Raw genomic sequence first — 24,445 nt, forward strand, 5'->3', positions numbered from 1 at the left:
GTTAGCTTTCTAAGTATGTCCGGTGACGGGAGGATACACTCACGCATGAGGGATGGGAGCGATGCAATGCGCATGAAGGTGGCAAGCCGCCGCATGCTGACGCCGACGATTGCGGAATTCACGCTGGTTGCCGCCGATGGCGCGGCCCTGCCGGACTACGAACCGGGGGCCCATGTCACCGTGCAGACGCCGTCGGGGGCGATGCGGCGCTATTCGCTGGTCGGGCCGGGAGAAGATCCTGAGAGCTATGTCCTGGCGGTGAAGCTTGAAGCGGAGTCGCGCGGCGGCTCCCGGTCGATGCACGACGAGGCCGTCGAAGGAACCGAACTCGTGGTCGAACCGCCGGAGAACGAGTTTCCGCTTAAGCAGGCCAACAAGTACCTGCTGATCGCCGGCGGGATCGGCGTGACGCCGATTTATGCCATGGCGCGCAAGCTGGACGAGGACGGCAAGTCCTTCTCGATCATCTATTGCACGCGGTCGGCGGAAGAAGCGGCTTACCTGGAAGAGATGCGCGCGGCCTTCGGCAGCCGCCTGACCGTTCATCACGACGATGGTGATCCGGACAAGGTCTACGATTTCTGGGATCATTTCGCCGAACCGCAGGCAATGCATGTCTATTGCTGCGGACCGAAACCGCTGATGGAGGAGATCAAGGCGATTTCGGGTCATTGGCCGGAAGGCCGCGTCAACTTCGAGGATTTCAAGCCGGTCGAGGTGGTGCGCGCCGACGACGCGGCCTTCGAGGTGGAACTGGCCAGGAGCGGCAGGACGCTCACGGTTCCGGCCGACCGGACGATCATTGAAACCCTACGCGAGGCGGGTTTTGCCACGGTCAGTTCCTGCGAGAGCGGCACCTGCGGTACGTGCAAGACACGCCTGGTCTCCGGCGCGGTGGACCATCGCGACATGGTTCTGATGGACGAGGAAAAGGACGATTTCATCATGATCTGCGTCTCGCGGTCCGAAGGCGGGAAGCTGGTCCTTGACCTCTGATCGCTCCCCGGTCGGCGTCGGCGTCATTGGCCTCGGGCGCGGCTTCGTGCTCATGCTGGCGGCCTTCCGTGCCGACCCGCGGCTGAACCTCGTGGCGGCCTGTGCGCCGCGGGAAGCGTCCCGAGCGGCGTTCCGGGCCGAATTCGGTGGCAAGGCCTATGGCGACGTGGAAAGCCTTTGCGCCGATCCGGCGGTGGAGATCGTCTACGTCGCCACGCCGCACCAGATGCATGCAGACCACGTGATCGCGGCCGCCAGGGCCGGCAAGCACGTGCTGGTGGACAAGCCGCTGGCCATCACGATGGACGATGGCGCGCGCATGGTGGCGGCCTGCCGGGATGCCGGCGTGCACCTGGTCGTCGGGCCGAGCCACAGTTTTGACGCGCCGGTGGCGCTCGCCCGCCGGCTGATCGAAAGCGGTGACTTCGGCCAGGTGCGGATGATCAATGCCTTCAATTACACCGATTTCCTCTACCGGCCGCGGCGGCCGGAGGAGTTGCGCACCGAGACGGGCGGCGGCGTTCTGTTCTCGCAAGGCATCCACCAGATCGACATCGTCCGGCTGCTGGCCGGGGGCATGGGCGAGCAGGTTTATGCCATGACCGGGCGCTGGGACCCGGACCGGCCGACAGAGGGCGCCTACAGCGCGCTCGTCTCCTTCGCCGGCGGCGCATTTGCCACGCTCACCTATTCCGGTTACGCGCATTTCGACAGCGACGCGTGGATGGGCTGGACCGGGGAACTCGGAAACGCGAAGGACGAGACGAGCCATGGCGACGCGCGGCGCAAGCTGGCAGCCATCGCCTCGCCGGACGAGGAAGTCCGGCTGAAGACCGCGCGCACCTACGGATCCGGCGACATGCCGAAACCGGCGACGCGGCACGAGCATTTCGGCCCGGTCATCGTATCCTGCGACCGGGCGGACCTGCGGCTGACCCCGGAGGGGGTGCATGTGCACGGTGACACGGAACGCCGGTTCATCGCGGCGCCGGATCTCGTCTACCCGCGCAAGGAGATCACCGATGCCATCGTGGCGACCGTGCGCGACGGCGAACCGCCGGTCCAGACCGGCGCCTGGGGGCTGGCCAGCCTGGAGATCTGCCATGCCATCCTCTCGGCGGCGCAAACCGGCATGCCTGTCAGGCTGAACCATCAAACGAACGTGGAGGGCAAGGCGCCATGAGCGACCTGAGACTGTCGATCGCAATGGGGGACTACGACCGGACGCGGGCGATTCATGACGGACGGGTGAAGATCGACGGCGTCGACCCGATCACCATGCTGCTGTCGCCGGAAGAGATGTTCTTCCGGGCCTTCCGCCACCAGGCCTTCGACGTTTCCGAACTGTCGATCTCGTCCTACTCGATCTCGGTGGCGCGGGGCGACCCGCACTACATCGCCATCCCGGTCTTCCTGTCGCGCGCCTTCCGGCACACGTCGATCTACGTTCGCAAGGACCGGGGCATCTTCACGCCGGAGGATCTCAGGGGAAAACGGATCGGCATTGCCGAGTACCAGCTTTCCGCAAATGTCTGGTTCCGGGGCATCCTCGAGGACGAATACGGAGTGAAGCCGTCGGAGATCGGCTGGGTGCGCGGCGGCATGAACACGGCCGGCCGGCCCGAGAAGATCAAGGTCACCCTGCCGCCGGACATCCGGATGAGCGAGGCACCGGAAGGCGGGACGCTGAACCAGATGCTGATCGACGGCCAGATCGACGGGTTCGTCGGGCCGCGTGCGCCGCGCTGTTTCGACGAGGGGCATCCCGAGATCGGCCGCCTGTTCGCCGACACGGTGGCGGAGGCGGAAGCCTATTTCCGGAAGACGCGGATCTTCCCGATCATGCATGTGCTTGGCCTGCGGCGCAGCCTCGCGGACCGCCATCCCTGGTTGCCGGGCGCGCTGCTCAAGGCCTTCGGCCAGGCCAAGCAGGTGGCCGACGAGGCGCTGTCGGACACGTCGGCGACGAAGGTGACCATGCCCTTCGTGGAAGACAACCTGGCCCGCGCACGGGCGCTGATGGGGCGCGACTTCTGGCCCTACGGGCTCGATGCCAACCGCGCGGTGCTCGAAACCTTCCTGCGTTACCACCATGCCCAGGGCCTGTCGCCGCGCAAGGTCGAGGTGGACGAACTGTTCCACCCCGCCACGGTGGAAGCCTACAGCCTGTGAAAGGAAGCGGCGTGAAGCTCGTTCCCGGTGACATCGTCGAAATCGAGACGCCCGGCGGCCCTGCCCATGTCCAGGTGATACACGATCACCCGTCCTACCCGGAGGTGGTGCGGGTACTGACGGGCCTGCAGACCGCGCGGCCGGCCGACCTGGAAGCGCTGGCGCGCCAGGAGACCCGGTTCATCGCCATGCTGCCGCTGGGGCGTGCGCTGGAGACGGGAAGGGTTCGCGGGACGCGGCTCGGGACCGCCGCCATTCCCGCCGAATGCAAGGCGTTTCCGACCTTCCGCATGCCGATCCGCGACCGGCAGGGCAACGTCGTCTACTGGTGGCTGTGGGACGGCGAGGGGCTGAGCCACGCGGGCGACCTGACGGCGGAGCAGGCGCTGCTGCCGATCCGCGAGGTCATGCCGGCGGAGACCTTCGTGGCCCGCCTGGCCGGGGGCCTGGACGAAACCTAGTCTTCCTGCCGCACCGTTTCGGTGTCGTCCATGCAGGCCAGGAGGTTGTCCTGGACGGCCTTGAGATGGCCGAGAAAGGCGCGCCGCTCCTCGCCGGTGAACCCGGCGACGGAATCCTCCACGACCTGGCGGGCCAGCGGCATCAGTTCGCGCCGCAGCGCATGGCCGCGGCGGGTCAGGTAGATGTTGATCTTGCGGCGGTCGTCGGCATTCTTGACGCGGCGGACCAGGCCCCGGCGCTCCATCGACTTAATGGCGGTGAGGGTCGTCGGTTCCATCGTGCCGACGACGAGGGACAATTCGCGCTGCGTCAGGCCGTCCTGGTGCCAGAGGGCACGCAGGAAGTACCACATGCCGGGCGTGACGCCGTAGGGCTCGATCTTGAGCTGGAGGTAGCGCTGGAGAAGCCGCTGGGTCTGGCGGACCTGGTAGCCGACACTGTCGTCAAACGGCAGGATCGCGTCATCTGTGACCTGCTGCCCCGGTCTCCTGTCGCTTTCATCCATGCTTCGTGTTCCCTTCGTCGACGCGGTTTACTGCGCTTCGGGGACCGCCGCAATCCTCGGGCCTATTCTCCGGCCTTGGGCTCCGCGGCCATGGCCGGTGGCCTGGCGGTCATCCGGGCGACGAGGGCCGCCGCGCCCACGAGGGCGAGGGCGATGGCCGCCGTCAGGTAGCCGGCCGCCAGGAACAGGAGGCCTGCAGCGAAAAGGGCGAGGCGCACGAGGACGGGCAGGTGCCGGTTCCAGAATCCTTCCACCGCGATGGCCACGCAGACGAGGCCGGCGACGGCATTGATCGTGGTGTAGACGATCTCCCAGACGCTGCCCTGGAGCAGGAGGCCGTGGTTGTAGACGAAGCAGAAGGGAATGAGGAAGGCGCCGATGGCGATCTTCACCGACTGCGCGGCGATCTTGAGCGGATTCTCGTCGGCGATGGCACTGGCGGCATAGGCCGCGACCGCAACCGGCGGGGTGAGCGCCGACATGACGGCGAAATAGAGCAGGAAAAGGTGGCCGGGCAGGTCCGCCACGCCGAGCGACCGCATCACCGGCGAGATCAGCACGGCCGCCAGGATATAGGCGCTGGGCGTGGGCATGCCCATGCCGAGCAGGGTCGTCAGGAGCGCGGCGATGGTCAGCGACGAGAAGAGATCGGCGCCCGACAGCAAGAAAACCAGCGCGCTGAACTTGGAGGCCAGGCCGGTCATGGTGATGCCGCCGATGACGAGACCGGCGGCGGCGCAGGCACCCGCGACGGGGACCGTGCGCAGGCTGGTCTCGGCCAGGATGTTGTAGATCTTGGCCGGCGACAGGCGCGTCCTGGAGCGGAACAGCGAGACCACGAAGACCGCCGTGACGCCATAAACCGCGGCGTATGTGGGCGTGTAGCCATCGACCAGCGCCCAGGTGATGGCGGCGAGCGGGATGATGAACAGGCCGCCCTCGCGCATGGTGATCCTCAGCGTGGGGATCTCGGAGCGGTCGACGCCGGCCAGCTTGTTGCGCTTGGCGCGCAGGTGAACCTGCAGGTAGATCGGCACATAGTAGAGCAGTGCCGGGATGAGCGCGGCAAAGGCGATGTCGACATAATCGATGCCGGTATACTCGGCCATGATGAAGGCCGCCGCCCCCATGACTGGGGGCAGGAGGCTGCCACCGGTGGACGCCGCGACCTCGACGGCGCCGGCAAAGGTGGCGCGGTAGCCCATCTTCTTCATCATCGGGATGGTGACGGCGCCGGTGGTCACGACGTCGGAGGTCGGGCTGCCCGAGATGGTGCCGTAAAGTCCGGAGGAGATGACCGCGATCTTGGCGGGGCCGCCAGGCGACTTGCCGGTCAGATAGGCGGCGAGGTTGTAGAAGAAGATCGAGCCGCCGGCGGCTGAAAGCGTGGTCCCGAACAGGACGAAGAGGAAGGCGTAGGTGGCTGCGACGCGCAGCGGAACGCCGAACAGGCCGTCGGTGGTGAAGACGATGATGTCGAGGAAATGGGTGTAGGAAATCTCGCCGTGGCCCAGAACGCCGCCGAGGCGGTCGCCGAACAGGTTGTAGGCCAGGAAGACGAGCACGATCAGGGTGAGGCCGACGCCGACGGTGCGACGCATGGCCTCGATCGTCAGCAGGAGGATGATCGTGGCAAAGGTCACGTCGGCCGTCGAGAGGGGATCGAGCAGCGTGATGCGCTGGGCGATCATGTCGGCCTGCGACACGAAGTAGACGCCGGTCACGGCGGCGAGCAGCGCGAAAAGCCAGTCATAGAACGGGATCTTGTGGCGGTCCGAATTCGCGGTCGGGCCGATCAGGACGAAGGTGAGCGCGAGCATCAGTGACAGGAACGTCATGATGAGCGACAGGGTGTCAGCCCGCGAGAAGGCGGCCGCGTAGACGGTCCACACAGCGGTACCGGCAGCAAATGCCTTGACGGCATGGCCGACCAGTCCACCCGGCGAGCGTCGCGCCCCGGTGTCGAAAAAGATGTTGAGCATGGGATTGCGTGCCGTTTCCTGCCCGATCACAAGGAACGGCGACGCCGGGACACATCATGTATCCGGCGCCGCCATCGCAGGATCAGTAGCCTGCTTCCTCGTACACCTTCTTCGCCGCCGGATGATACGGCACGGTCTTCGCGCCGGCCATCAGCTTGACGTCGAGCGGAGCCATGGCCTTGTGGACGCCATTGAGTTGGTCGACGTTGTCGACGAGCGCCTTGGCGATGTCATGCACCATGGCCTCATCGGCATCGGCGCGCACGAAGAGCTGGGCGGAGACCGTCACCGTCAGCACATCCTGGTCGGTCCAGTCATAGGCCTCGTTCTTGATCGTGTAGGGCTTGATGTCCCATTCGTCGATCACGGTCTTGGCCGTCTCCTCGGTGATCGGCAGCAGCTTGACGTCGATCGAGGAGGCCAGTTCGCGGATGGAGCTGTGGTTGACGAAGAGCGAGTTGAGGATCATGTCGATACGCCGGTCGCGCATGAGATCGCCCTGCTCGCCGGAGGCAGCGAACTGCACGTCGCCGCCCCAGGACTTGATGTTGTCGGGGCTCGCACCGATCGCGTTGAGCATGGATTCGCCGACCGAGCTGACGATGTTGCCGCGCTTGTTGAGGGCGATGCGGATCGGCAGCTTCTGGGCAGCGATGTCCTCCAGCCTGGTGACGTTGTGCTCCTTGGCATAATCGGCGTTGATGATCGCCTGCATCGGCGCCCAGGTGTAGAGCTGGGCCACGGTGGCCATGGAGGTGATCGGCGCCTGGAACGGCGGCTTGCCGCCGATGGCGAGCTTGGCCTCGGCGTCGTGGATAATGGCCAGGTCGCACTGGCCCTTGTCGAGCAGGGCGACGTTGGCGAGACCGCCGCCGGACGTCTGGTAGGTGACGGTCGAACCGGGGAAGGCCTTCTTGACGGCGGCATCGACTCCGGCGCCAAGCAGGCTCCACAGGCCGCCGGGGCTCGCACCGCACAGGGTGAGATTATAGGTCTTGGCCTCGGCACCACCGGTGACCAGAAGCATCATGGCGGCGGCGCCGGCAAGGGCGCCCGCAATTGTCTTTTTCATTGATTCCTCCCACTATCGGCAATCATTAGATTGCTAACTGTTTCAGGATATGGCGCTGAAATCCGATCTGTCAATCGCGTTTGCCAGCATTTGACGGCGGCTCGACAGCGCTTGCGAAACGGGATATAGCCGCAATCCTTAGAAGACTAAGAAACGGGAGGGGCCAGGTCGTTCGCGACCGCCAGCAGCGATGACGGGATTTCCTCCGGCGGTGCCCCATTGACCGGCGAACTGCTCGCGCTTGCCGCCGCCTTTTCCTTCGGGCTTTCCAGTGTCGCCATCGCGAAGGGAGCGAAAACGAGCAGCGGCGAAAGCGGCGTCCTGCTGTCGGCCATCGCCACCGGCCTGTTCGCCGGGCTTGCCTGGGCCCTGTTCCCGGGCACGGCGGGGACCGGCGGGGGCAGTGGCGGCTTCTGGTTCTCGATCCTGTGGTTTGCCGGGTCCGGCCTGCTGGCGACGGTGGGCGGGCGCATCACCATGTTCAAGTCGATCGAATTCGCCGGCGTCATCCGGGCCTCCACGACACGGCGCCTGATGCCCTTCCTGTCGGTGCCGCTGGCCTGGCTGATCCTGGACGAGCGGATTTCGGGCATCGCCGCGGCAGGCATGGTGCTGATCGCGGTCAGCTTCGTGCTGCTCTACTGGGAGAACCGGTCCAGCATCCGGATCACCACGGACAACCCGGCGCGGCGCGCCATGATCTCGCGCGGGCTGGGTTTCGGGATCGCCTCGGCCTTCCTCTACGCGCTGAGCTTCATCGCCCGCAAGTTCGGGCTGGAACAGTACGCAAATCCGTTCTTCGGTGCCTTCGCGGGATCGCTGACGGCGCTCGTCTTCTACGGCGTCGCGGCGCTGGTCAACCGGCACTACCGGGCCGTCGTGGCCGGCGTGCTTTCGATGCCCAACCCGTGGCAGGTGCTGGCGGCCGTGCTGATGGCGGCCGGGCAGATCTCGCAGTTTGCCGCACTGATGCTGACCGGAGTCGGGCGCGTTGCCTTCATCAATTCCATCGAGGTCTACATCTCGGCGGTGCTCGCCGTGGCCGTGTTCCGGACGGAACCGATGCCGGGGAAAACCATCATTGCCGCCACCGTCCTGGCGACCATCGGGGTCATCCTGATGTCGGTCCTGGGCTGAGGCAGGCAAGAAAAAAAGGAAGGGAGAAAACCATGCATGAAGACGACCTGAAGGACAATGCGATCAAGGACCTGGTGATCGCCAACCGGATCCTGGCGCGCGAAGGCGTGATCGACGGGTTCGGCCATGTCAGCGTGCGCCACCCGACCAATCCCGACCGCTTCCTGCTGTCGCGGTCGCGCAGCCCGGAGGTCGTCACGCGAGACGACATCATGGAGTTCGAACTCGATGGCACCCTGGTCTCCGAGGACCACCGCCGCCCCTATGCCGAGCGGTTCATCCACGGGGCCATCTACATGGCGCGCCCGGAAGTGAACTCGGTTTCGCACCACCACGCCCCGGCCGTGATCCCGTTCTCGCTGACCGACGTGCCGCTGCGGCCGGTCTTCCACATGGCCTCGGTCATGGGCGCCGACGTGCCCGTCTGGGACAGCCAGGCGGAATTCGGCGACACCAACATGCTGGTCGATTCGCTGGAGATGGGGCATTCGCTGGCCCGGACGCTGGGCGCCAACGCAGCCGGCCTGCTGCGCGGCCACGGAGCGGTGTGTGCGGCTGCGAACCTCAAGGCCATCTGCATGGTCTCGATCTACATGCGCGACAATGCCGAACTGATCCTCAAGACGCTGCCGCTCGGACAGCCGGGCTACCTGTCGCCCGGCGAGATCGCCAAGGCCTCGGCCATGCTGTCCGGCGACATGCCGCGGGCGCGCGCCTGGGACTACTGGACGGCGCGGGCCGGTTTCCGCGGCCTCTAGGGCATAGCCGCCGGCAGACCGGTGTCAGGCGGCGTCGATCACCTCGAGGTGACGCTCCAGGATGGCATCGGTGTCGATGCCGTCCGGCAGGACGCCGTACATATGGCCGCCTTGTCCGCCGAGGCGCGTGGCGCAGAAGGCGCGCGCGACCGGTTCCGGCGCCACCTGCACAAGCAGCGCGCCCTGGAGGACGAGCGCCATGCGTTCGACCAGCAGGCGGCCGGCGCCCTCGCCCAGCGGGGCATCGAGCATCGCCCTGAGGTCACGCACGGCGGCGTCGAGGTCGCCATAGCGGCCAAGCGCCGGACTGATCGCGGCGAAAAACGCGACGAGGGCCTCGGGTTCCTTGCGCAGGGTGCGCAGGACATCGAGAACGATGACGTTGCCCGAGCCTTCCCAGATGGCATTGAGCGGCGATTCGCGGAACAGGCGCGGCATGGGTGTCTCCTCCACGTAGCCGACGCCGCCATGGCATTCCATGCATTCGAACACGAAATTCGGGTTGCGCTTGGTCAGCCAGTACTTGGCCAGCGCAACGGCCAGTCGTGCGAAGGCCCTTGAGGATGGGTCGGTCTCGCCGAAGGCCCGGGCCACGCGCGCACCGAGCACGACGGCAGCCTCGTATTCGACCGCGAGGTCGGCGAGGACGAGACGCATCAGCGGCTGGTCGATCAGCGTCTTCTGGAAGGCGCGGCGGCCACGCACGTGGTTGAGCGCCTGGATGAAGGCCATGCGCATGATCCCGACCGTTCCCGAGACCGTGCCGAGCCGCGTGTGGTGGACCATGTCGATGATGACGTTGACGCCCCGGCCCTGTTCTCCGAGCAGGATGGCAAAGGCGCCGTGATACTCGATCTCGCTGGACGCGTTGGACTTGTTGCCGAGCTTGTCCTTCAGCCGCATGACATGGATGGTGTTGCGGCGGCCGTCCGGGGTGATGCGCGGCACCAGGAAGCAGGACAGGCCGGCGTCGGTATAGGCGAGCGTCAGGAAGCCGTCCGACATGGGGGCGGAGCAGAACCACTTGTGGCCGACGAGGCGATAGTGGCCGGCTTCCTCGTCGATCGGGATGGCGCGGGTGGAATTGGCGCGCACGTCGCTGCCGCCCTGCTTCTCGGTCATCGCCATGCCCATGGTGATGCCGGCCTTGTCGCCGATGGGGCGCAGGTCGGGATCGTAGGAGCCGCCAAGGATCCGGTCGAGCCAGGGGCGGGCCACGTCGCCCTGCTGCCTGAGCGAGGCGACCACGGCATAGGTCATGTTGATCGGGCACATGGTGCCGGACTCGGCCTGGGTGAACAGGGCCAGAAGGCCGAAGTGGCCGACGTGGGCCGACGGATCGCCGGTCGTCCAGGCCACGTCATGGATGTTGTGCTCCATGGCGAGCGTCATCAGGTGATGGTAGCTCGGGTGGAAGCGCACCTCGTCGAGGCGGCGGCCGTAGCGGTCGAAGGAAACCAGTTCCGGGGTGTGGCGGTTGGCCAGGTCGCCCCATTCGAGGACCTGCTGCGAGCCCACCGCGGCGCCGAGGCGCGTCATGCGGCCATCCAGCCAGTCACCGGCTTCACGGCGGATCGCATCCCGCATGGCCGGGTCGTTGAGATAGAAGTTGCGGCCCAGGTATTCGTCAGGCTGGTTGGCCACGTCATGGGTTTCAAGTTCCGTGGCCGGTGCAAACTTGGTCATGGCGGTCCTCCCCGTGCACGTCCGCGACCCATGTGAGGGAAGCAGGCGGTTCCCGTCAACGCCACCCTGCGGCAATCATTGCCGTGCCTGGGCGGCCGCCTCGGCTTCCTTGAGCCGTGCGCCGTAGTTCTGGAGGTATTCCGTCACCTTGTCGCGGCCCTCGGCCTGGCGGTAGCTGTCGAACAGGCGCTTCTGCTGGTCCGGCGACAGGATGCAGGACTTCGGCAGGGTCTCGCTCATCAGCAGCCGGAAGCTGACCAGGTCGCCGCGCGTGCGGTCGTCTATCACCTTGAGGCCGAGCATGTCGGCCATGGCCTTTTCCTCGGCTGCCTTGCGCAGGGCCGTATCGGCCTTCTGGCGCAGGTCGGCGATGTCCGGCACCTGGCCTTTGGAGCGGGCGAGCATGTCGGCGAGGTCGCCGTCCGTCATCCGCTTGCCGGTGGCGATGGGAAACAGGAAGGCTGCCTCGCGCAGCGTGTTGTAGCCGCGCTCGTCGAAATAGTAGGGGGCGATGTCGGCATCCGGGATGACGGCATAGGCGGGCAGGCCGTCGCCGCTGGCCCGGTCGCCCTTGTCGATGCGGTATCCGTTCAGCCCGGCCTCTCGGAACAGGTAGTGCTCGCGATCGAGATGGGCGCCAGGATAGGCCTTCTGGAAGTAGGTGACGGCATCGGAGCCGGCCTGGCTGCCGTAGAGGTCGGCCAGCACATCGGCCCGGTCACGCGACTTGTTGATGATGGCGAGCGTGGCCTGCGGTATCTTCAGGGCATCGCCACAGAGGCGGGCATAGTCGGAAACGATCGGCGGCATGAAGTCGGCGGCGATGTTGGCTGCCGTCGCGCCGTAGCGCAGCGCGTTCAGCATCTGCGTCTGGGCCGCGTTGAAATCGCCGCTGCGGGCGAGATCCTCCGCCTTGCGGCGGGCCGCGTCGATCTTCTCGTAGTAGGAATAGGCCTGCATGCCCTTGTTGGCGAGATTGACCGCCCCGGTCAGTGCATTGTTGAGCGTGTTGACGGCGGCAACCCGGTCCTGGAGCTTCTCGTAGCGCTGCAGCAGGTCGGGTGAAACGCCACGGCGCAAGGCTTCGCCGGCCGATTTGCCGAGCGCGTTCCGGCCGGTGGCGAAGTCGTTGAGATAGCCCTGCGCCATGGTCCCGACATGCAGCACCAGGTCGGCGGCCTCCCTAGCACCACCGGATTTCGCACCGTTGATCTTCTGTTCCAGAGTCAGCAGGTCGCCGGCGGTGGCCAGTCCCTTAACGAAGCTGTCGAGCTGGCTCTTGTCGCTGGAGAGTTTCGACGCCTGGCGTTCCAGTTGCGCTAACTCGCTGTTGGCCTCGCGCATGTTCTTCAGGCGATGGTCCTCGCCGAAGGTGATGCCCCTGGCATGGCCATCGCTTTCCTTCTTCAGGGCGCGGATCCGCATCTGCGTCTCTTCCAGGCGCAGGGCCAGAAGGTCGGAAGCGGCCTGGGCCACGGCGCTGGCGTTTTCCTTCACCTTGGCATCTGAAAAGAGCTTTCCGCCCACCGTGTCGAGAATGGCCTTGTCCAGTTCCTCCCTGGCCTTCTTCGACTGGTCGCGCATCTTCTCGGAACTGACGGCAAGCGACGAGCGGGCGCGGTCGTCGAACCGCTTTGCCACGCTCTCCGGTTCCGGCAGAAGCTTGATGCCCTTGCGCTTCAGGTAATCGTATCCGGCGCGGTCGTAGGCGCCGAGGCGGAGGTCCCGCTCTGCCTGGTAGGAACGGCGACAGGCCTTGAGCGCATCGGCCAGGTCGTCCTTGCCGCCGCCGATGGCGCGGCTGGCCCTGAGCATCTCCTGCATGATGTTCTCGCTGCCGGGAAACCTGGCTGCGCACCTGTCCCAGAGCGTCGAATCGGTCGGGAAGGGATGGCGCGTGCAGCCATAGCCGGAGACCACGCAGGGCGGACCGGGGTGGTTGCAGGAATAGCGACGGTTGAATTCGCCGATCGTGTCGGGATGATAGAACTGGCTGGTCGAGGACGAGCCGTAGTTGGCGGCGCGGCAGATGCAGGAGAGCACGTCATCCTTGATCGCGATGCCGAGTTCCTTCATCACCTGCTGGTGCTTCTTGAAATCAAGTCCGATGATGGAGCGGATATAGGCGTCGTCGCGGGGCGAGCGCAGCGCAACGTCCTCAGCCTCGACGGCCGTTGCCGACAGGGCGGCCAGGGCCGCCAGGATCAAAGGGCGGGCGATCATCGGGCAACTCCATCGATTTCCGAGGCCAGGGCCCGGAGATAGGCCTTCGGATCGAAGGCCTCGTCATCCATCAGCGTCCAACGCTGCGATTCCGTCATGCCGGGCGGGGCATCCCAGCCTGCGCTGATCGAGGTGAGCGCGAGTGCGCCGGTCTCGCGGTAGCGCTCGGTTCCAGGACGAACGGAGAGGTAGAGGTTTTCTCCCGGCCCCATGGACTGGTAGCGTGCGGCGATCTTCACATCGTGGCCGAGATCGGCCGACACCCAGCCGTTGCCGATGCGAATGGTGAGGTCCCCGTTCCAGACAGTCCGGTGCCAACCAGGTTCGAGGTAACGGTTCCAGAAGTAGTAGTAGCCGAAACCGAGGGCGAACCGCAGTTGCCCGGCATGGGGACCGTCCTGCACTTCCTCCAGCACCACGCGAATGGCGCCGTCCCGGTTCGGGTCATCCTGGCGCGGCGACAAGGAGATCCACGCGGCGAACTTTTCCATGGGCACGAGCGAAAGGCGAACGTGCTGGCTGGTCCTGAGCACGCGCCGGTCGGTGACGATGACGGGTTCCGTGCTGACGATACCGATGCGGTGGTCGTTGTTGGGCGCGTCGCGCCGCCGCAGCACAAGGGCGCCACCGTCCTGCGTGGCGAGTTCGGAGAACTTCGCATAGGCCGTCTCCATCGGTTTCCAGCCATCGGTCATGGCGCCCGAGAAGACCTCGGTGCGCGGAAGGGCCCCGGCCTGCGGATCGGGTCCGTCGTAGGCCGGCAGGGCCGGCGGGAACCAGTCCGCCGAGACGGAGCGCAGCACGAGCCCGGCTGCACCCGTTTGCGGATCGGCCTGCGCGAGCAGGTAGACGCGCAGGCCTGCTCCGTCCTGCAGGCCATCCCAGGGGACCAGGTCCTGCGGCGCGCCGGGTATGTCGAGCCGGATGCCTTGCGGATGCAGCACAATGGCGAGGTGGTCCGGCACGGCGTCGACGGGTACATCGATTGCCGGGGCGGCGGGCTTGACGCCGGCCTGGAGATGCAATTGCCCTTCCTTGTCGCGGCGAATGGCGGCGAAGAAGGAACCGTTGCCCGGCACGTTGCCGTTCAGGCCATAGGCCTGCTGCAGGCCCAGTTCGAACCCGGTCGTTGCCGCGCCGGCAAGGCCGATATCGAGGCGCAGCCTGGCGTCGTCCCGGAACCGGTCGAGCCAGAGCGCGGCATCGGTTGAATAGAGGCCGATAGTTCCGGCCTTGTCGGCCGCGGTGGTCATGATCCGCAAGGCCCCACCGGAAAAGCCGGCGAAGCGATCAAACTGGCCCTCATGACGGTTGAAGCCGTGCCAGATCCGGCCCAGGCCCTTGCCATCGAAAAGCTCCATCGTGCCGGCCTCCCGCTTCGGCGCGGAATAGGCCGGCGGAGATTGCCAGTCGACGGCATTGACGGCGACCTGGCGAAGATCGAGCCTGGCCGGCGCGTTCTTGCCGGCGCCCTGGGTGTAAACCGCCAGGTGCCACTTGCGGGCAGCGAACGAACTCGTCAGGGGAACCGTGAACAGCTCGTTTCCCGCCTCGTCGCGCAGTTCGAGCTCCTGGTCGGGCGTCAGCAGGAAGGACAGGCGCTGCGTTCCGGACGGCCAGAAGAAGACGCCGTCGGCACCCCGGCGTTCGCCGCGATAGTGGACGGCATAACGGCCGGCGCCATCCTGGTGGCGGCGGATCGCGACATGAACTTCAAACCCGTTCCAGGGATCCTCGGCCACCTTGCTGTCGGGCGCGAGCGCGATCATCAGGTGGGTGTCCGGCGCGTCCAGCGTGGCGGCAACGGCGATCTCGGTTGCCAGGGGCGAACCGGGATAGGGCATGCGGACGACGGGCGCGGCCGAGACGATCCCCGTCTTTGCCCAGCCGGACTTGTCCGGGATGGCGATGTCCAGCGCTTCCCCGGCCAGGCGGGCCTGGGCGGCGAAATCACCGCCCTGGAAGCCGAAGCCGCGAAAGGCGTCCAGCGATTTCCCGTCGAACAGGACCCCGAAGTTGCGCGGCCGCAGGACAGCTTCCCAGTCGGCCTGCGCGGTGTCTTCCGTGTCCTTTCCGCCAGGAGTGGGGGCCGCGTTGTCCTGCTGCCGGCCCTGGCGCTCGATGGTCAGGCCTTCCTTGCCGTTGGCCTTCGGATCGTCTGCCGGCGCGGCGGGCGGCGTCACCTCGTCGATGGACAGGCTGAGCGTGCGATTGTCCTTCAGCGAAATTGTGGCGAGGACCGCATCCCGGGTTTCCAGGAAGGCAAAGCCCTGGCGTGCATTGGCCTTGAACATGGCCAGGATCAGCGGATTGAAATAGTCCGACGTGGCGGTGCGGATGTCGTAGCGGAAATTGACGCCGAAAGCCGGCTGGGCCCCGCCCTGGCATAACGCGACAAAGACAAGGGTGGCGCCGGCATCCTCCAGGACCTTGCGGCGGGGGTCGGTCCAGCTGGCGAGGTCGACGAGGGCGCAATCGGTCCCGAAGCGCTGCTGCAGCAGCGGTAGCCAGTTCGCGCCGGGCTGGTCGGCCCTGCCATCGACGGCGAGCGGAATTTCGATGGTGGTGGTGCCGCCAGGCTGGTCCGCCGCTCCCGTGCCGGCGGTCGCGAAAGAAAAACTGCGGGCCATGGCGTCCAGTTCATCCATTCCGGCAGCCGGTGCATCGGCCGCCGTGATGGTGACAATCACGAAAGCCTGGCCGGCGTCTCCGCCGCGATAGACCCGTCCGCGCCCGCGCTTGTAGGGCAGTTCGATCCCGGCCATGGGGAACACGTTGGCGGTGTAGTCCATGGCATTGACCGGCGACCCGGCGATCTCCGGATAGGTCTCGCCATCGATCGACTTGATCACCAGGTATTCACCGAAGAGAAGGCCGGCGAAGGCGTCGATCGTCTGCAAGGCATCCATGCCGTCCCCGCCGGAACTGGTGGCGACCCAGACGATGCTGTCGGCCGACGGCGGCGCGAGGACAACCTGCTTGACGCCGTCGACAGGCGTCTCGCCAGCGTGCTCGCTCCAATCCGCCGGGATGGCCATGCGAAAACCGTCGAAGGCGCGTGTTGCGCCGCCTTGTGGCGCGGCATCACCCTTCTGCCGGGTGTTGGCGCTGGCCGCCGGCACGCCATCGTAGACCAGCGAGGCGACCAGCCGGTCGAACAGGGCCATCTGTTTGGACTCGGACACCGATGCTTCATCGGCATGCAGTTGCAGCAGGAACTGCTCGCCCTGGCCGTCCTTGCCGGTGAAGGCCAGCGTGAAGGAGCGCTGCCCGCCGGCGCTGCCGTGGATGAACAGCGCATCGCGCCCGGCAACGGTGCGGGCTTCGTGCCGCACGATATCGGGATAGCCGAGCAGGGGTTCGTCGGGAAACCACCAGCGCGCCCAGAGCTGGATCGTTCCGGCGGCGTTGGCGAAGTCATACTCCTGTTCGCGTGTCCGGCTTGTGACCGCGAGATCGTCCGGCACGGAGAAGGAGACAGACCGAAGATTGAAGGTCTGCTCCGCGTTCGCCGCCGGGGCAATGGCAAGCAGCGCAAGCAGCAGAAGCAGCCTTGTCAGCAAGAAGGGAACAGTGCCCCCTGCCTTTGCAACCGTCCGATCATTCGTCATGTGCAGAATCCCCTGGAGACTTGCTCGTGGTGCAAAGAGCCAGCAATCGCGCCGACCGGCTTCATCGCCTTTCGCAGTTCGAGTGAAGGTCATGGGTCGGGAAAATTCATTGATGGAAATCAATACCGTTGATGGCCGTCAATGACCCTCGAAGACGTGGATCGCTACGCTGACCCTTGACACAGAGGCCCGGCGGTTTCCCAATACGGGGCAGCCGGGGAGGGCTGTCTTACGTGGAGGATCCATTCATGTTCCAGCATATGAAAATTCTTGCTGCCACCGTCGCGATTGGTTTCGCGACCGCAGGCATGGCACGCGCCGACGGGACCGTCGAGGTGTTGCACTGGTGGACATCGGGCGGCGAAGCGAAGGCCGTCGGCGAGTTGAAAAAAGCTTTCGAAGCCCAGGGCGGAACCTGGGAAGATTCGCCGATTGCCGGTGGCGGCGGTGATGCCGCGATGACGGCGCTGCGCGCCCGCGTGGTGGCCGGCAATCCGCCGGCAGCGGTTCAACTGAAGGGTCCCGGCATCCAGGAATGGGCCGAGCAGGGCGCCCTCAACGATGTCGAGGACGTGGCCGAAGCCGAGAAATGGGACAGCGTGCTGCCGCCGGTGCTGGCCAGCATCATGAAGTATGACGGCAAGTACGTCGCCGCGCCGGTGAACATTCACCGTGTCGACTGGTTCTGGGCCAACCCGGAGGTTCTTGCCAAGGCCGGCATCACCGAGATGCCGACGACCTGGGACGAGTTCAACACCATGGCCGACAAGCTCAAGGAGATGGGCATCACGCCGCTGGCCCATGGCGGTCAGCCCTGGCAGGATGCCACCGTATTCGAGGACGTGGTGCTGGGGATTGGTGGCGCCGACTTCTTCCGCAAGGCGCTGGTCGACCTCGACCAGGAAGCGCTGACCAGCGACACGATGATCAAGTCGTTCGACCAGCTTCGCCGGATGCGCGGTTATGTCGATGCCAATTTCTCCGGACGCGACTGGAACCTGGCGACGGCCATGGTGATGAAGGGCGAGGCCGCCTTCCAGATCATGGGTGACTGGGCCAAGGGCGAATTCCTTGCCGCCGGCAAGGTGCCGGGCAAGGATTTCCTCTGCGCACCGACCCCGGGCAAGGGCTTCGTGCTCAACTCCGACAGCTTCACCTTCTTCAAGGTGTCGGGAGACGACCGGCTGAAGGGCCAGAAGGTGCTTGCGAGCCTGATCATGTCGCCGGACTTCCAGGAAACCTTCAACCTCGCCAAGGGATCGATCCCGGCCCGGACCGACGTTCCGCTGACCAAGTTCGATGCCTGTGCGATCAAGTCGCACGAGGACCTGCTGGCGGCCATCAAGAACAACTCGCTGGTGCCGTCGATGGCCCACGAGATGGCCGTGCCGCGCTCGGTGCGCGGTGAGTTCCTCGACGTCGTGACCAACTTCTTCAATTCCGACATGTCGTCGGAGGATGCGGTCAAGACGCTGGCCGACGCGGTCAAGCGCGCGCAGTAAGGCGGATCCGGCCCGGCCGGGCGCCCATGCCCCGGCCGGACCGTCTCACCTGATGGACGCCCAGGCCAACCACCGCACGTTCAGCCGCACCTTCGAACGCTGGCTGCCCAAGATCGTCGTCTCGCCGCTGTTCGCGGCGAGCCTCGTCTTCGTCTACGGGTTCATCGCCTGGACGGTCTACATCTCGTTCACCAAGTCCGGCGTCATGCCGAACTACACGTTCGACGGCCTGGCGCAGTACGACCGGCTGTGGGGCACGCCGCGCTGGTACGTGGCGCTGTGGAACCTGTTCGTGTTCTCCACGCTGTTCATCGCGATCTCGACGGCCATCGGCATTCTCCTCGCCATCCTGCTGGACCAGCGGGTCCGCGCCGAGGGATTCATCCGCACGGTCTATCTCTACCCGATGGCGCTGTCGTTCATCGTCACCGGCACGGTCTGGAAATGGATCCTCAACCCGGGACTCGGCCTGGAACGGCTGATGCACATGGCGGGGTTCACCGACTTCACGTTCGACTGGCTGGTGAATTCGCGCATGGCCATCTACACGGTGGTCATCGCCGGGGTCTGGCAGTCCTCGGGCTATGCCATGGCCCTGTTCCTGGCCGGGTTGCGCTCGGTCGATGACGAGATCCTCAAGGCGGCGTCCATCGACGGTGCCGGGCCGGTGCGCATCTATTCCTCGATCGTGCTGCCGATGATGCGGCCGGTCTTCCTGTCGACCATCATCATCCTGGCCCACCTGGCGATCAAGAGCTTCGACCTCGTCATCGCGCTGACCGGCGGCGGGCCGGGCTATGCCACCGACATGCCGGCCACCTTCATGTATGCCTTTGCCTTCCAGCGCTCCGAACTGGGCGTCGCCGCTGCATCCGCGGTGATGATGCTGATGACCGTGACGGCGATCATCGTGCCCTACCTCTACTCGGAACTGAGGAGGACAGGCCGATGAGCGGTTCGGGAACCGACGGCATCGTCCGGCAGGGGGGCTGGCGGCACCGCGTTGCGCGGGTGGTCCTCTACGCGATCCTCGGCCTCTTCTGCCTCTATTACCTCGTGCCGCTGGTCATCATGGTTTCCACCTCGTTCAAGTCGCTGGAGGAAATCCGCACCGGGTCGCTGATCAGCCTGCCGCAGGAGATCCGCTTCGACGCCTGGGCCAAGGCTTGGGGCTCGGCCTGCGTCGGCGTGCGCTGCGACGGGCTGAGACCCTACATGTGGAACTCGGTGGCGATGGTCATTCCGGCGGTGTTCATTTCCACGCTGCTCGGGGCGCTGAACGGATACGCGCTGACCAAGTGGCGCTTCCGCGGCGCCGACGTCATCTTCGCGCTCATGCTGTTCGGCGCCTTCATTCCCTTCCAGGTGATCCTGCTGCCGATGGCGCGCGCGCTCGGGATGATGGGCCTGGCGGGCACCATACCGGGCCTGATCCTGGTTCACACGATCTACGGCCTCGCCTTCACGACGCTGTTCTTCCGCAATTTCTTTATCAGCGTTTCGGACAGTATTGTTCATGCCGCGATGGTGGACGGCGCCGGATTCTTCTCGATCTTCTTCCGCATCGTGCTGCCGATGGCCATCCCGGCCATGGTCGTGACGGTGATCTGGCAGTTCACGCAGATCTGGAACGACTTCCTGTTCGGCGTTGCCTTCACGGTCGGCGACAGCAACCCGGTCACCGTCGCGCTCAACAATGTCGTCAACACATCGACGGGCGTGAAGGAATACAATGTCGACATGGCGGCGGCGATCATCGCGGCGCTGCCGACACTCGCAGTCTACGTCATCGCGGGTACCTATTTCGTGCGCGGCCTGGCCGCCGGTGCAGTGAAAGGATAGGCGATGTCAGGCATCCGTCTGGACAAGGTCTTCAAGCGGTTCGGAACGACCGAGGTGATCAAGGGCATCGACCTGGAGATCGAGGACGGCGAGTTCATCGTCCTGGTCGGCCCTTCCGGTTGCGGCAAGTCCACCCTGCTCAACCTGGTGGCCGGGCTGGAAACGCTGTCGTCGGGCACGATCCGCATCGGCGACCGCGTCGTGAACGACATCCCGCCGCGGGACCGCGACATCGCCATGGTGTTCCAGTCCTACGCGCTCTACCCGACCAAGACGGTGCGCGACAACATCACCTTCGGGATGGTGACGCGGCGCGTGCCGCGGGCCGAGCAGGATGCGGCCGTCGACGAGGTCTCCTCGCTGCTGCACATCGACAAGCTGCTCGAGCGCAAGCCGGGCCAGCTCTCCGGCGGCCAGCGCCAGCGGGTCGCCATGGGCCGCGCGCTGGTGCGCAAGCCGGACGTCTTCCTCTTCGACGAGCCGCTGTCGAACCTGGACGCCAAGCTGCGCATCGAGATGCGCACCGAGATCAAGAAGCTGCACCAGCGCCTCGGCAAGACCATCGTCTACGTCACGCATGACCAGATCGAGGCGATGACGCTGGCGACCCGTATCGCGGTCATGGACAACGGACATATCCGCCAGTTCGGAGACCCCGAAACCATCTATGAGCATCCCGTCGACCTGTTCGTTGCCGGTTTCATGGGATCGCCGCCGATGAACATGCTGCGCGGGCGGCTCAAGCGTGACGGCAGTGCTGTGGCAGTGGATGCCGGCGAGGGCCTGGTCTTTCCGCTGCCCGAGCGGCTGGCCCTCCGACTGCAGCAGCCGGAGGGCCACGAGGTCGTTCTCGGCCTGAGGCCGGAGACGATCTTCGCGGCCGGAACGGAGCTGCCCGGCGCCGACCGTTTCATCTTCGAACGTCCCGTCGACGTGATCGAGCCGACAGGGCCGGACACGATGGTCGTCTTCCAGGCCGGCGGCACGGAAGCCATCGCGCGCGTCCGCCCGCAGGACGCCAAGGCGCCGGGCGAAAGCTTCCGCTTCGAGGTGGAGATGGCCAAGGCCAAGCTGTTCGACGGCAAGACGGGCATGCATCTTTGACGTGATCCGTCCCGTTTCGGGCCGTCATCGTGCGGCGCATCCTGCCGGGTTGCCGGTCTCCAGCCAGGTGATGCGCATGTTCCGGCCGCGATGGGCGTCCAGCGCAATCGTCGCGTTGACCACGTTCACCGGACCTGCCGTCCGCATTTCCCAAAGAAAGAGGCTCTGAACCTCCGCCGCCACCTGGGTGCAGACAGGGGCTGGACCGGAGGTCACGAAACGCGGCCGGGCATCCGGGCGAATGTCGAACGCCTTCGGGCAGCCGCCGGCCGCGTCCGCCAGGCAGACCGTGATCCGGTCGCCATCGTCGCTGCGGCCGGCGAGGAACTCGATGCGGATGCGGTCCCCGCGGACACTTTCAAGTGTCCAGCCATCCGGCGAACCGGCCCGCACACCCGGAATGGCGAGACCGGCCGCCTGGGCCAGCATGGCGATCAGGAGGTGGCGTCGTGACTGTCTCATGGCCTTTTCCTCCTGGCTCGGGTCCAGCGAGCGGGCCGCTGGTCAGATCGCCAAGACTAGGCGGGCCGCCGATCGGCGACGATGGGGCGGATCCCCCAATCGCGGCCGATGCCGGCTACAATTCCGGTGACGCGTCGAGAAGGCCCTGCTTCAGGGCATGGGCGACGAGCTGGGCGACGGAATGAACGCCGAGCTTGCTCATCATCAGCGTGCGGTGGCGATCCACGGTCTTGGCGCTGATGCCGAGCACGGCGCCGATCTCCTTGTTGGACTGGCCGAGCGCGATCAGGTTGAGGATCTGGCGTTCGCGGCCGGTCAGGGCAGCCGCGTCGGGTGCGTTTTCGAGAAGCGCCAGCACGTGGGATGAGACGCACCGCGTGCCGGCGAGGATTTTCGGGATCGAGGCATAGAGCTCGTCATTCGACGTCGCCTTGGAGAACAGGCCGTCGACGCCGATCTCGACGAGTTCGCTCAGCTTGCCGACCGACGAGATTCCGGTCAGGACGACCACCCTGGTTGCCGGCGACCAGCGGCGGGTCTCCAGCGCGATCTCCGTACCGCCGGCCAGCGGCATCTGGACGTCGAGGAAGAGGATGTGCGGTTTCAGGCTGCGGACCGCGGCAATGGTTTCGGCGCCGTCCGCCGTCTCCGCCGAGACCTCCAGCCCTTCCGGCATCACCATGCCCGGGGCTTCGAGTGCGGCCCTCAGTCCGGCGCGAACGATGGCGTGATCGTCGGCGATGATCGACGTGTATCTGGGCAAGCCGGCCTGTCCTGATCTGCCTTGCTGAAATCGTGGCAGCCAATGCTATTGTCTTTCCCTGACATTTGCGAGGAGAAGGCGCATCATTTTCAGGAAGCCTCCCAGGCGGCGCCGGGTTCCGGGCAGCGCGACCATTCGGCCGTTGCTTGTTCTGTTGCTGATTGCCCTCGCCGTTTTCGGGCGGGCCGCGGTGGCTGCGGCGGCGGATGCGCCCGGAATCGTGCAACTCAAGCCGTCGATGGCCTACTCGGAGCTCAGCGACCATCTCGTTTTCCGGCTGGAAGACGAAGGCGGGCTGGCTTCCGCCTACCGGGCCTATCTCGCCGGCGGTTTCACGCCGGATCTCGCCACGGCAGCCAAGGACCAGGTTCCCTACCAGCCGGTGTGGGCGGCGGTCGAGATCACCAACGACACGCCGGACGACGGGCGGACAGGAGACAGCTGGTTCCTGACATCGCAGGTCTACGGGCTGGTCGGGCTCGACGTTTCGGTGGTGCGCCACGGCGGGCCGACCGAGGAGGTGCTCTCCTACAGCGCGCGGCGGGCATTCCAGGCGGATCAGTTCGCCGGGACGCGGCTGCGCAGCGCCGCCATCGTGCTTGCGCCCGACGAAACCGCGACGCTGATGCTGAAAATGGTGTTCGGGCCCGTGCGCCAGGCCGCTTTCCGTCTCGAGACGGCGGGCGAGTTGCAGTCACGGACCTTCCTGTCCGGCGTGCTGAGCGCCGTCTACTATGCCTTCGCACTCTCCAGCATCCTCTTCTTCCTCGGCTTCGTCCTGTCCATGGGCAGCCTGTCCGGCGTCGGCTATGGCGTGGCGCTCATTCTCGGCCTGTCGTTCCTTGCCTACCTCGACGGGTTCTTCTTCCGCTTCGTCTACCCCGACCATCCCGACCTGCATCTCAAGGTCGGACTCTTCCTGCTGCTTGCCTGTGCCGGCACGGGCACTTTCGTTGCCGGGCGGTCTGTCAGCGAAGAGAAGGGCAACAACCGGACCGCGCTCATCCTGAAGGCCCTGGCCGCGATCCCCTTCCTCGCCATCGCGCTCATCGGTCTGGTGCCGCCCGAAATCCTGGCCAACCTTTCCTACGGCCTGATGGTCATGATGTTTGCCGCCAATGTCGTCGCCGCCTCGCACTGGCGGGGCATCGAGGGACGCTGGCGAACGGTGATCCACGCGCTGTTTCCGGCGTCGCTCGCCTTCTGCCTGGTCCTGGTCGTCCTGTACGCCAGCGGCTGGCTCGGCGCGGTCCTCGATCCGGGCCTGCTCGTCAAGGCCTTCTTCGGCGTCATTGCGCTCTGGGTGATCCTCGGCAACACGGCCTCGATCGTGGACCTGAGACGCCAGCACGCGGCCACGATGGCCCGCGAGATCGATGCGCTCCGCCGGGAAGCGGACGCCAATCGCGAGCGGATGCGTGCGCAGGACCAGTACATGAAAGCGCGGGACCTGGCCGCGTTGCGCCAGCAGCAACTGGTCACGGCCTCGCATGACCTGAAGCAGCCGCTGGCCTCGCTGCGGATGACGGTCGACACGCTTGCCCGCGACAGCGACCCGGCCGTGCGGGCACAGCTCAACGAGGCCTTCGACTACATGCGTTCGCTTTCGACGGAGTACCTGGCGGCGACCGGGCCGGAACGCGACGAGGATGCGGCGGACACGCGGGACGCTGACGAGGCGGACGATGCCACCATCGAGATCTACCCGCTCTCGCTGGTCTTCGAAACCGTTGCGCGCATGTTCCGGGACGAAGCCGTCTCCAAGGGGATCGACCTGCGCGTCGTGCCGACATCGGCCCAGAGCGCTGTTCCGTTCATGGCCGTGATGCGGATCGTGAGCAACCTGGTGTCCAACGCGGTCAAGCATACCGATCGCGGCGCGGTGCTGATCGGGGCGCGGCACCGGCAGGGCAGGACCGGCATCTGCATTGCCGACCAGGGCGCCGGCATGAGCCGGGAGCAACTGGCACGGTTCCGCAAAGCCTACGTGAAGGGCGATCAATCCCGGGGGCACGGGCTCGGCCTCTCTATCGCTTTCGACCTTGCCGGGACCCATGGCCTCGTGCTCGACGCTTCATCCGTTCCCGGGTGCGGGACGATTTTCCATCTCTGGCTGCCGATCCCCGCCGGGATGCAAAGCGAGGCCCAAGCGTCCTAGGCCGTGTTTG

General features: G+C 66.0%; 19 protein-coding genes. 11 read left to right on the plus strand and 8 right to left on the minus strand.

The annotated features are described in order from the left end of the window. Window positions 1-45 precede the first annotated feature (45 nt). The 4 genes from CSC94_RS16765 to CSC94_RS16780 are packed head-to-tail and all read left to right on the plus strand — an operon-like array spanning window position 46 to window position 3,629. Complete coding sequence (locus CSC94_RS16765; protein ID WP_099307517.1) at window positions 46-996, plus strand: PDR/VanB family oxidoreductase; 951 nt, start codon at window positions 46-48, stop codon at window positions 994-996. Then, window positions 986-2,179 (plus strand): Gfo/Idh/MocA family oxidoreductase, encoded by a 1,194-nt coding sequence (locus CSC94_RS16770; RefSeq protein WP_099307518.1) that lies wholly within the window; start codon window positions 986-988, stop codon window positions 2,177-2,179. The genes CSC94_RS16765 and CSC94_RS16770 overlap by 11 nt, the downstream gene beginning before the upstream one ends. Then, window positions 2,176-3,168 carry a substrate-binding domain-containing protein gene (locus tag CSC94_RS16775; RefSeq protein WP_205853337.1) on the plus strand — a complete coding sequence of 331 codons (993 nt, stop codon included), beginning with the start codon at window positions 2,176-2,178 and terminating at the stop codon, window positions 3,166-3,168. Before CSC94_RS16770 ends, CSC94_RS16775 begins: the two co-directional genes overlap by 4 nt. A gap of 11 nt (window positions 3,169-3,179) precedes the next feature. Next, window positions 3,180-3,629, plus strand: a complete 450-nt coding sequence (locus tag CSC94_RS16780) for a hypothetical protein (RefSeq protein ID WP_099307548.1) — start codon at window positions 3,180-3,182, stop codon at window positions 3,627-3,629. On the opposite strand, the gene CSC94_RS16785 is transcribed toward CSC94_RS16780, so the two are convergent. The 3 genes from CSC94_RS16785 to CSC94_RS16795 all read right to left on the minus strand — a co-directional run bounded on the left by CSC94_RS16785 (window position 3,626) and on the right by CSC94_RS16795 (window position 7,189). Beyond that, entirely contained in the window at window positions 3,626-4,135 is a 510-nt protein-coding gene (locus CSC94_RS16785; protein WP_099307519.1) for a MarR family winged helix-turn-helix transcriptional regulator, read from the minus strand. The genes CSC94_RS16780 and CSC94_RS16785 overlap by 4 nt on opposite strands. Window positions 4,136-4,197: 62 nt before the next feature. Further along, entirely contained in the window at window positions 4,198-6,117 is a 1,920-nt protein-coding gene (locus tag CSC94_RS16790; protein ID WP_099307520.1) for a TRAP transporter permease, read from the minus strand. A gap of 82 nt (window positions 6,118-6,199) precedes the next feature. Continuing rightward, window positions 6,200-7,189 (minus strand): TAXI family TRAP transporter solute-binding subunit, encoded by a 990-nt coding sequence (locus CSC94_RS16795; protein ID WP_099307521.1) that lies wholly within the window; start codon window positions 7,187-7,189, stop codon window positions 6,200-6,202. 219 nt (window positions 7,190-7,408) lie between these two features. Here CSC94_RS16795 and CSC94_RS16800 point away from each other — a divergent pair, with 219 nt between their 5' ends. Continuing rightward, complete coding sequence (locus tag CSC94_RS16800) at window positions 7,409-8,326, plus strand: DMT family transporter (RefSeq protein ID WP_099307522.1); 918 nt, start codon at window positions 7,409-7,411, stop codon at window positions 8,324-8,326. A gap of 32 nt (window positions 8,327-8,358) precedes the next feature. Then, on the plus strand, window positions 8,359-9,084 hold the full coding sequence (locus CSC94_RS16805) for a class II aldolase/adducin family protein (RefSeq protein ID WP_099307523.1): 726 nt from the start codon (window positions 8,359-8,361) through the stop codon (window positions 9,082-9,084). Between the two features lie 24 nt (window positions 9,085-9,108). On the opposite strand, the gene CSC94_RS16810 is transcribed toward CSC94_RS16805, so the two are convergent. The 3 genes from CSC94_RS16810 to CSC94_RS16820 form a co-directional block, all read right to left on the minus strand. Beyond that, window positions 9,109-10,770, minus strand: a complete 1,662-nt coding sequence (locus CSC94_RS16810; RefSeq protein ID WP_099307524.1) for an acyl-CoA dehydrogenase family protein — start codon at window positions 10,768-10,770, stop codon at window positions 9,109-9,111. A 75-nt stretch (window positions 10,771-10,845) separates the two neighbouring features. Then, window positions 10,846-12,993 (minus strand): hypothetical protein, encoded by a 2,148-nt coding sequence (locus tag CSC94_RS16815; protein WP_099307525.1) that lies wholly within the window; start codon window positions 12,991-12,993, stop codon window positions 10,846-10,848. Continuing rightward, the gene (locus CSC94_RS16820) at window positions 12,990-16,604 is read right to left on the minus strand and encodes a hypothetical protein (RefSeq protein ID WP_133122916.1); all 3,615 of its coding nucleotides are present in this window, start codon (window positions 16,602-16,604) and stop codon (window positions 12,990-12,992) included. The genes CSC94_RS16815 and CSC94_RS16820 overlap by 4 nt, the downstream gene beginning before the upstream one ends. Window positions 16,605-16,852: 248 nt before the next feature. Here CSC94_RS16820 and CSC94_RS16825 point away from each other — a divergent pair, with 248 nt between their 5' ends. From CSC94_RS16825 to CSC94_RS16840, 4 genes are read left to right on the plus strand one after another with little or no spacing between them, the layout of a single operon-like run. Next, window positions 16,853-18,106, plus strand: coding sequence for an ABC transporter substrate-binding protein (locus CSC94_RS16825; protein WP_099307527.1), 1,254 nt, complete (start codon window positions 16,853-16,855; stop codon window positions 18,104-18,106). A 52-nt stretch (window positions 18,107-18,158) separates the two neighbouring features. Continuing rightward, window positions 18,159-19,058: a carbohydrate ABC transporter permease gene (locus tag CSC94_RS16830; RefSeq protein WP_099307528.1), complete on the plus strand. Its 900-nt coding sequence runs from the start codon at window positions 18,159-18,161 to the stop codon at window positions 19,056-19,058. After that, window positions 19,055-19,948 carry a carbohydrate ABC transporter permease gene (locus tag CSC94_RS16835; protein ID WP_099307529.1) on the plus strand — a complete coding sequence of 298 codons (894 nt, stop codon included), beginning with the start codon at window positions 19,055-19,057 and terminating at the stop codon, window positions 19,946-19,948. The genes CSC94_RS16830 and CSC94_RS16835 overlap by 4 nt, the downstream gene beginning before the upstream one ends. A gap of 3 nt (window positions 19,949-19,951) precedes the next feature. Then, the gene (locus tag CSC94_RS16840) at window positions 19,952-21,052 is read left to right on the plus strand and encodes an ABC transporter ATP-binding protein (protein WP_099307530.1); all 1,101 of its coding nucleotides are present in this window, start codon (window positions 19,952-19,954) and stop codon (window positions 21,050-21,052) included. Between the two features lie 24 nt (window positions 21,053-21,076). Here the strand turns inward: CSC94_RS16840 and CSC94_RS16845 are convergent, their stop codons facing one another. Both CSC94_RS16845 and CSC94_RS16850 read right to left on the minus strand, forming a co-directional pair. After that, entirely contained in the window at window positions 21,077-21,514 is a 438-nt protein-coding gene (locus CSC94_RS16845; protein WP_099307531.1) for a hypothetical protein, read from the minus strand. 115 nt (window positions 21,515-21,629) lie between these two features. Further along, on the minus strand, window positions 21,630-22,277 hold the full coding sequence (locus CSC94_RS16850) for a LuxR C-terminal-related transcriptional regulator (RefSeq protein WP_205853338.1): 648 nt from the start codon (window positions 22,275-22,277) through the stop codon (window positions 21,630-21,632). A 142-nt stretch (window positions 22,278-22,419) separates the two neighbouring features. Here CSC94_RS16850 and CSC94_RS16855 point away from each other — a divergent pair, with 142 nt between their 5' ends. Continuing rightward, window positions 22,420-24,435 carry a sensor histidine kinase gene (locus tag CSC94_RS16855; protein ID WP_133122917.1) on the plus strand — a complete coding sequence of 672 codons (2,016 nt, stop codon included), beginning with the start codon at window positions 22,420-22,422 and terminating at the stop codon, window positions 24,433-24,435. Window positions 24,436-24,445: the final 10 nt, after the last annotated feature.

The sequence above is a fragment of the Zhengella mangrovi genome, assembly GCF_002727065.1.
Classification (GTDB): domain Bacteria; phylum Pseudomonadota; class Alphaproteobacteria; order Rhizobiales; family Rhizobiaceae; genus Zhengella; species Zhengella mangrovi.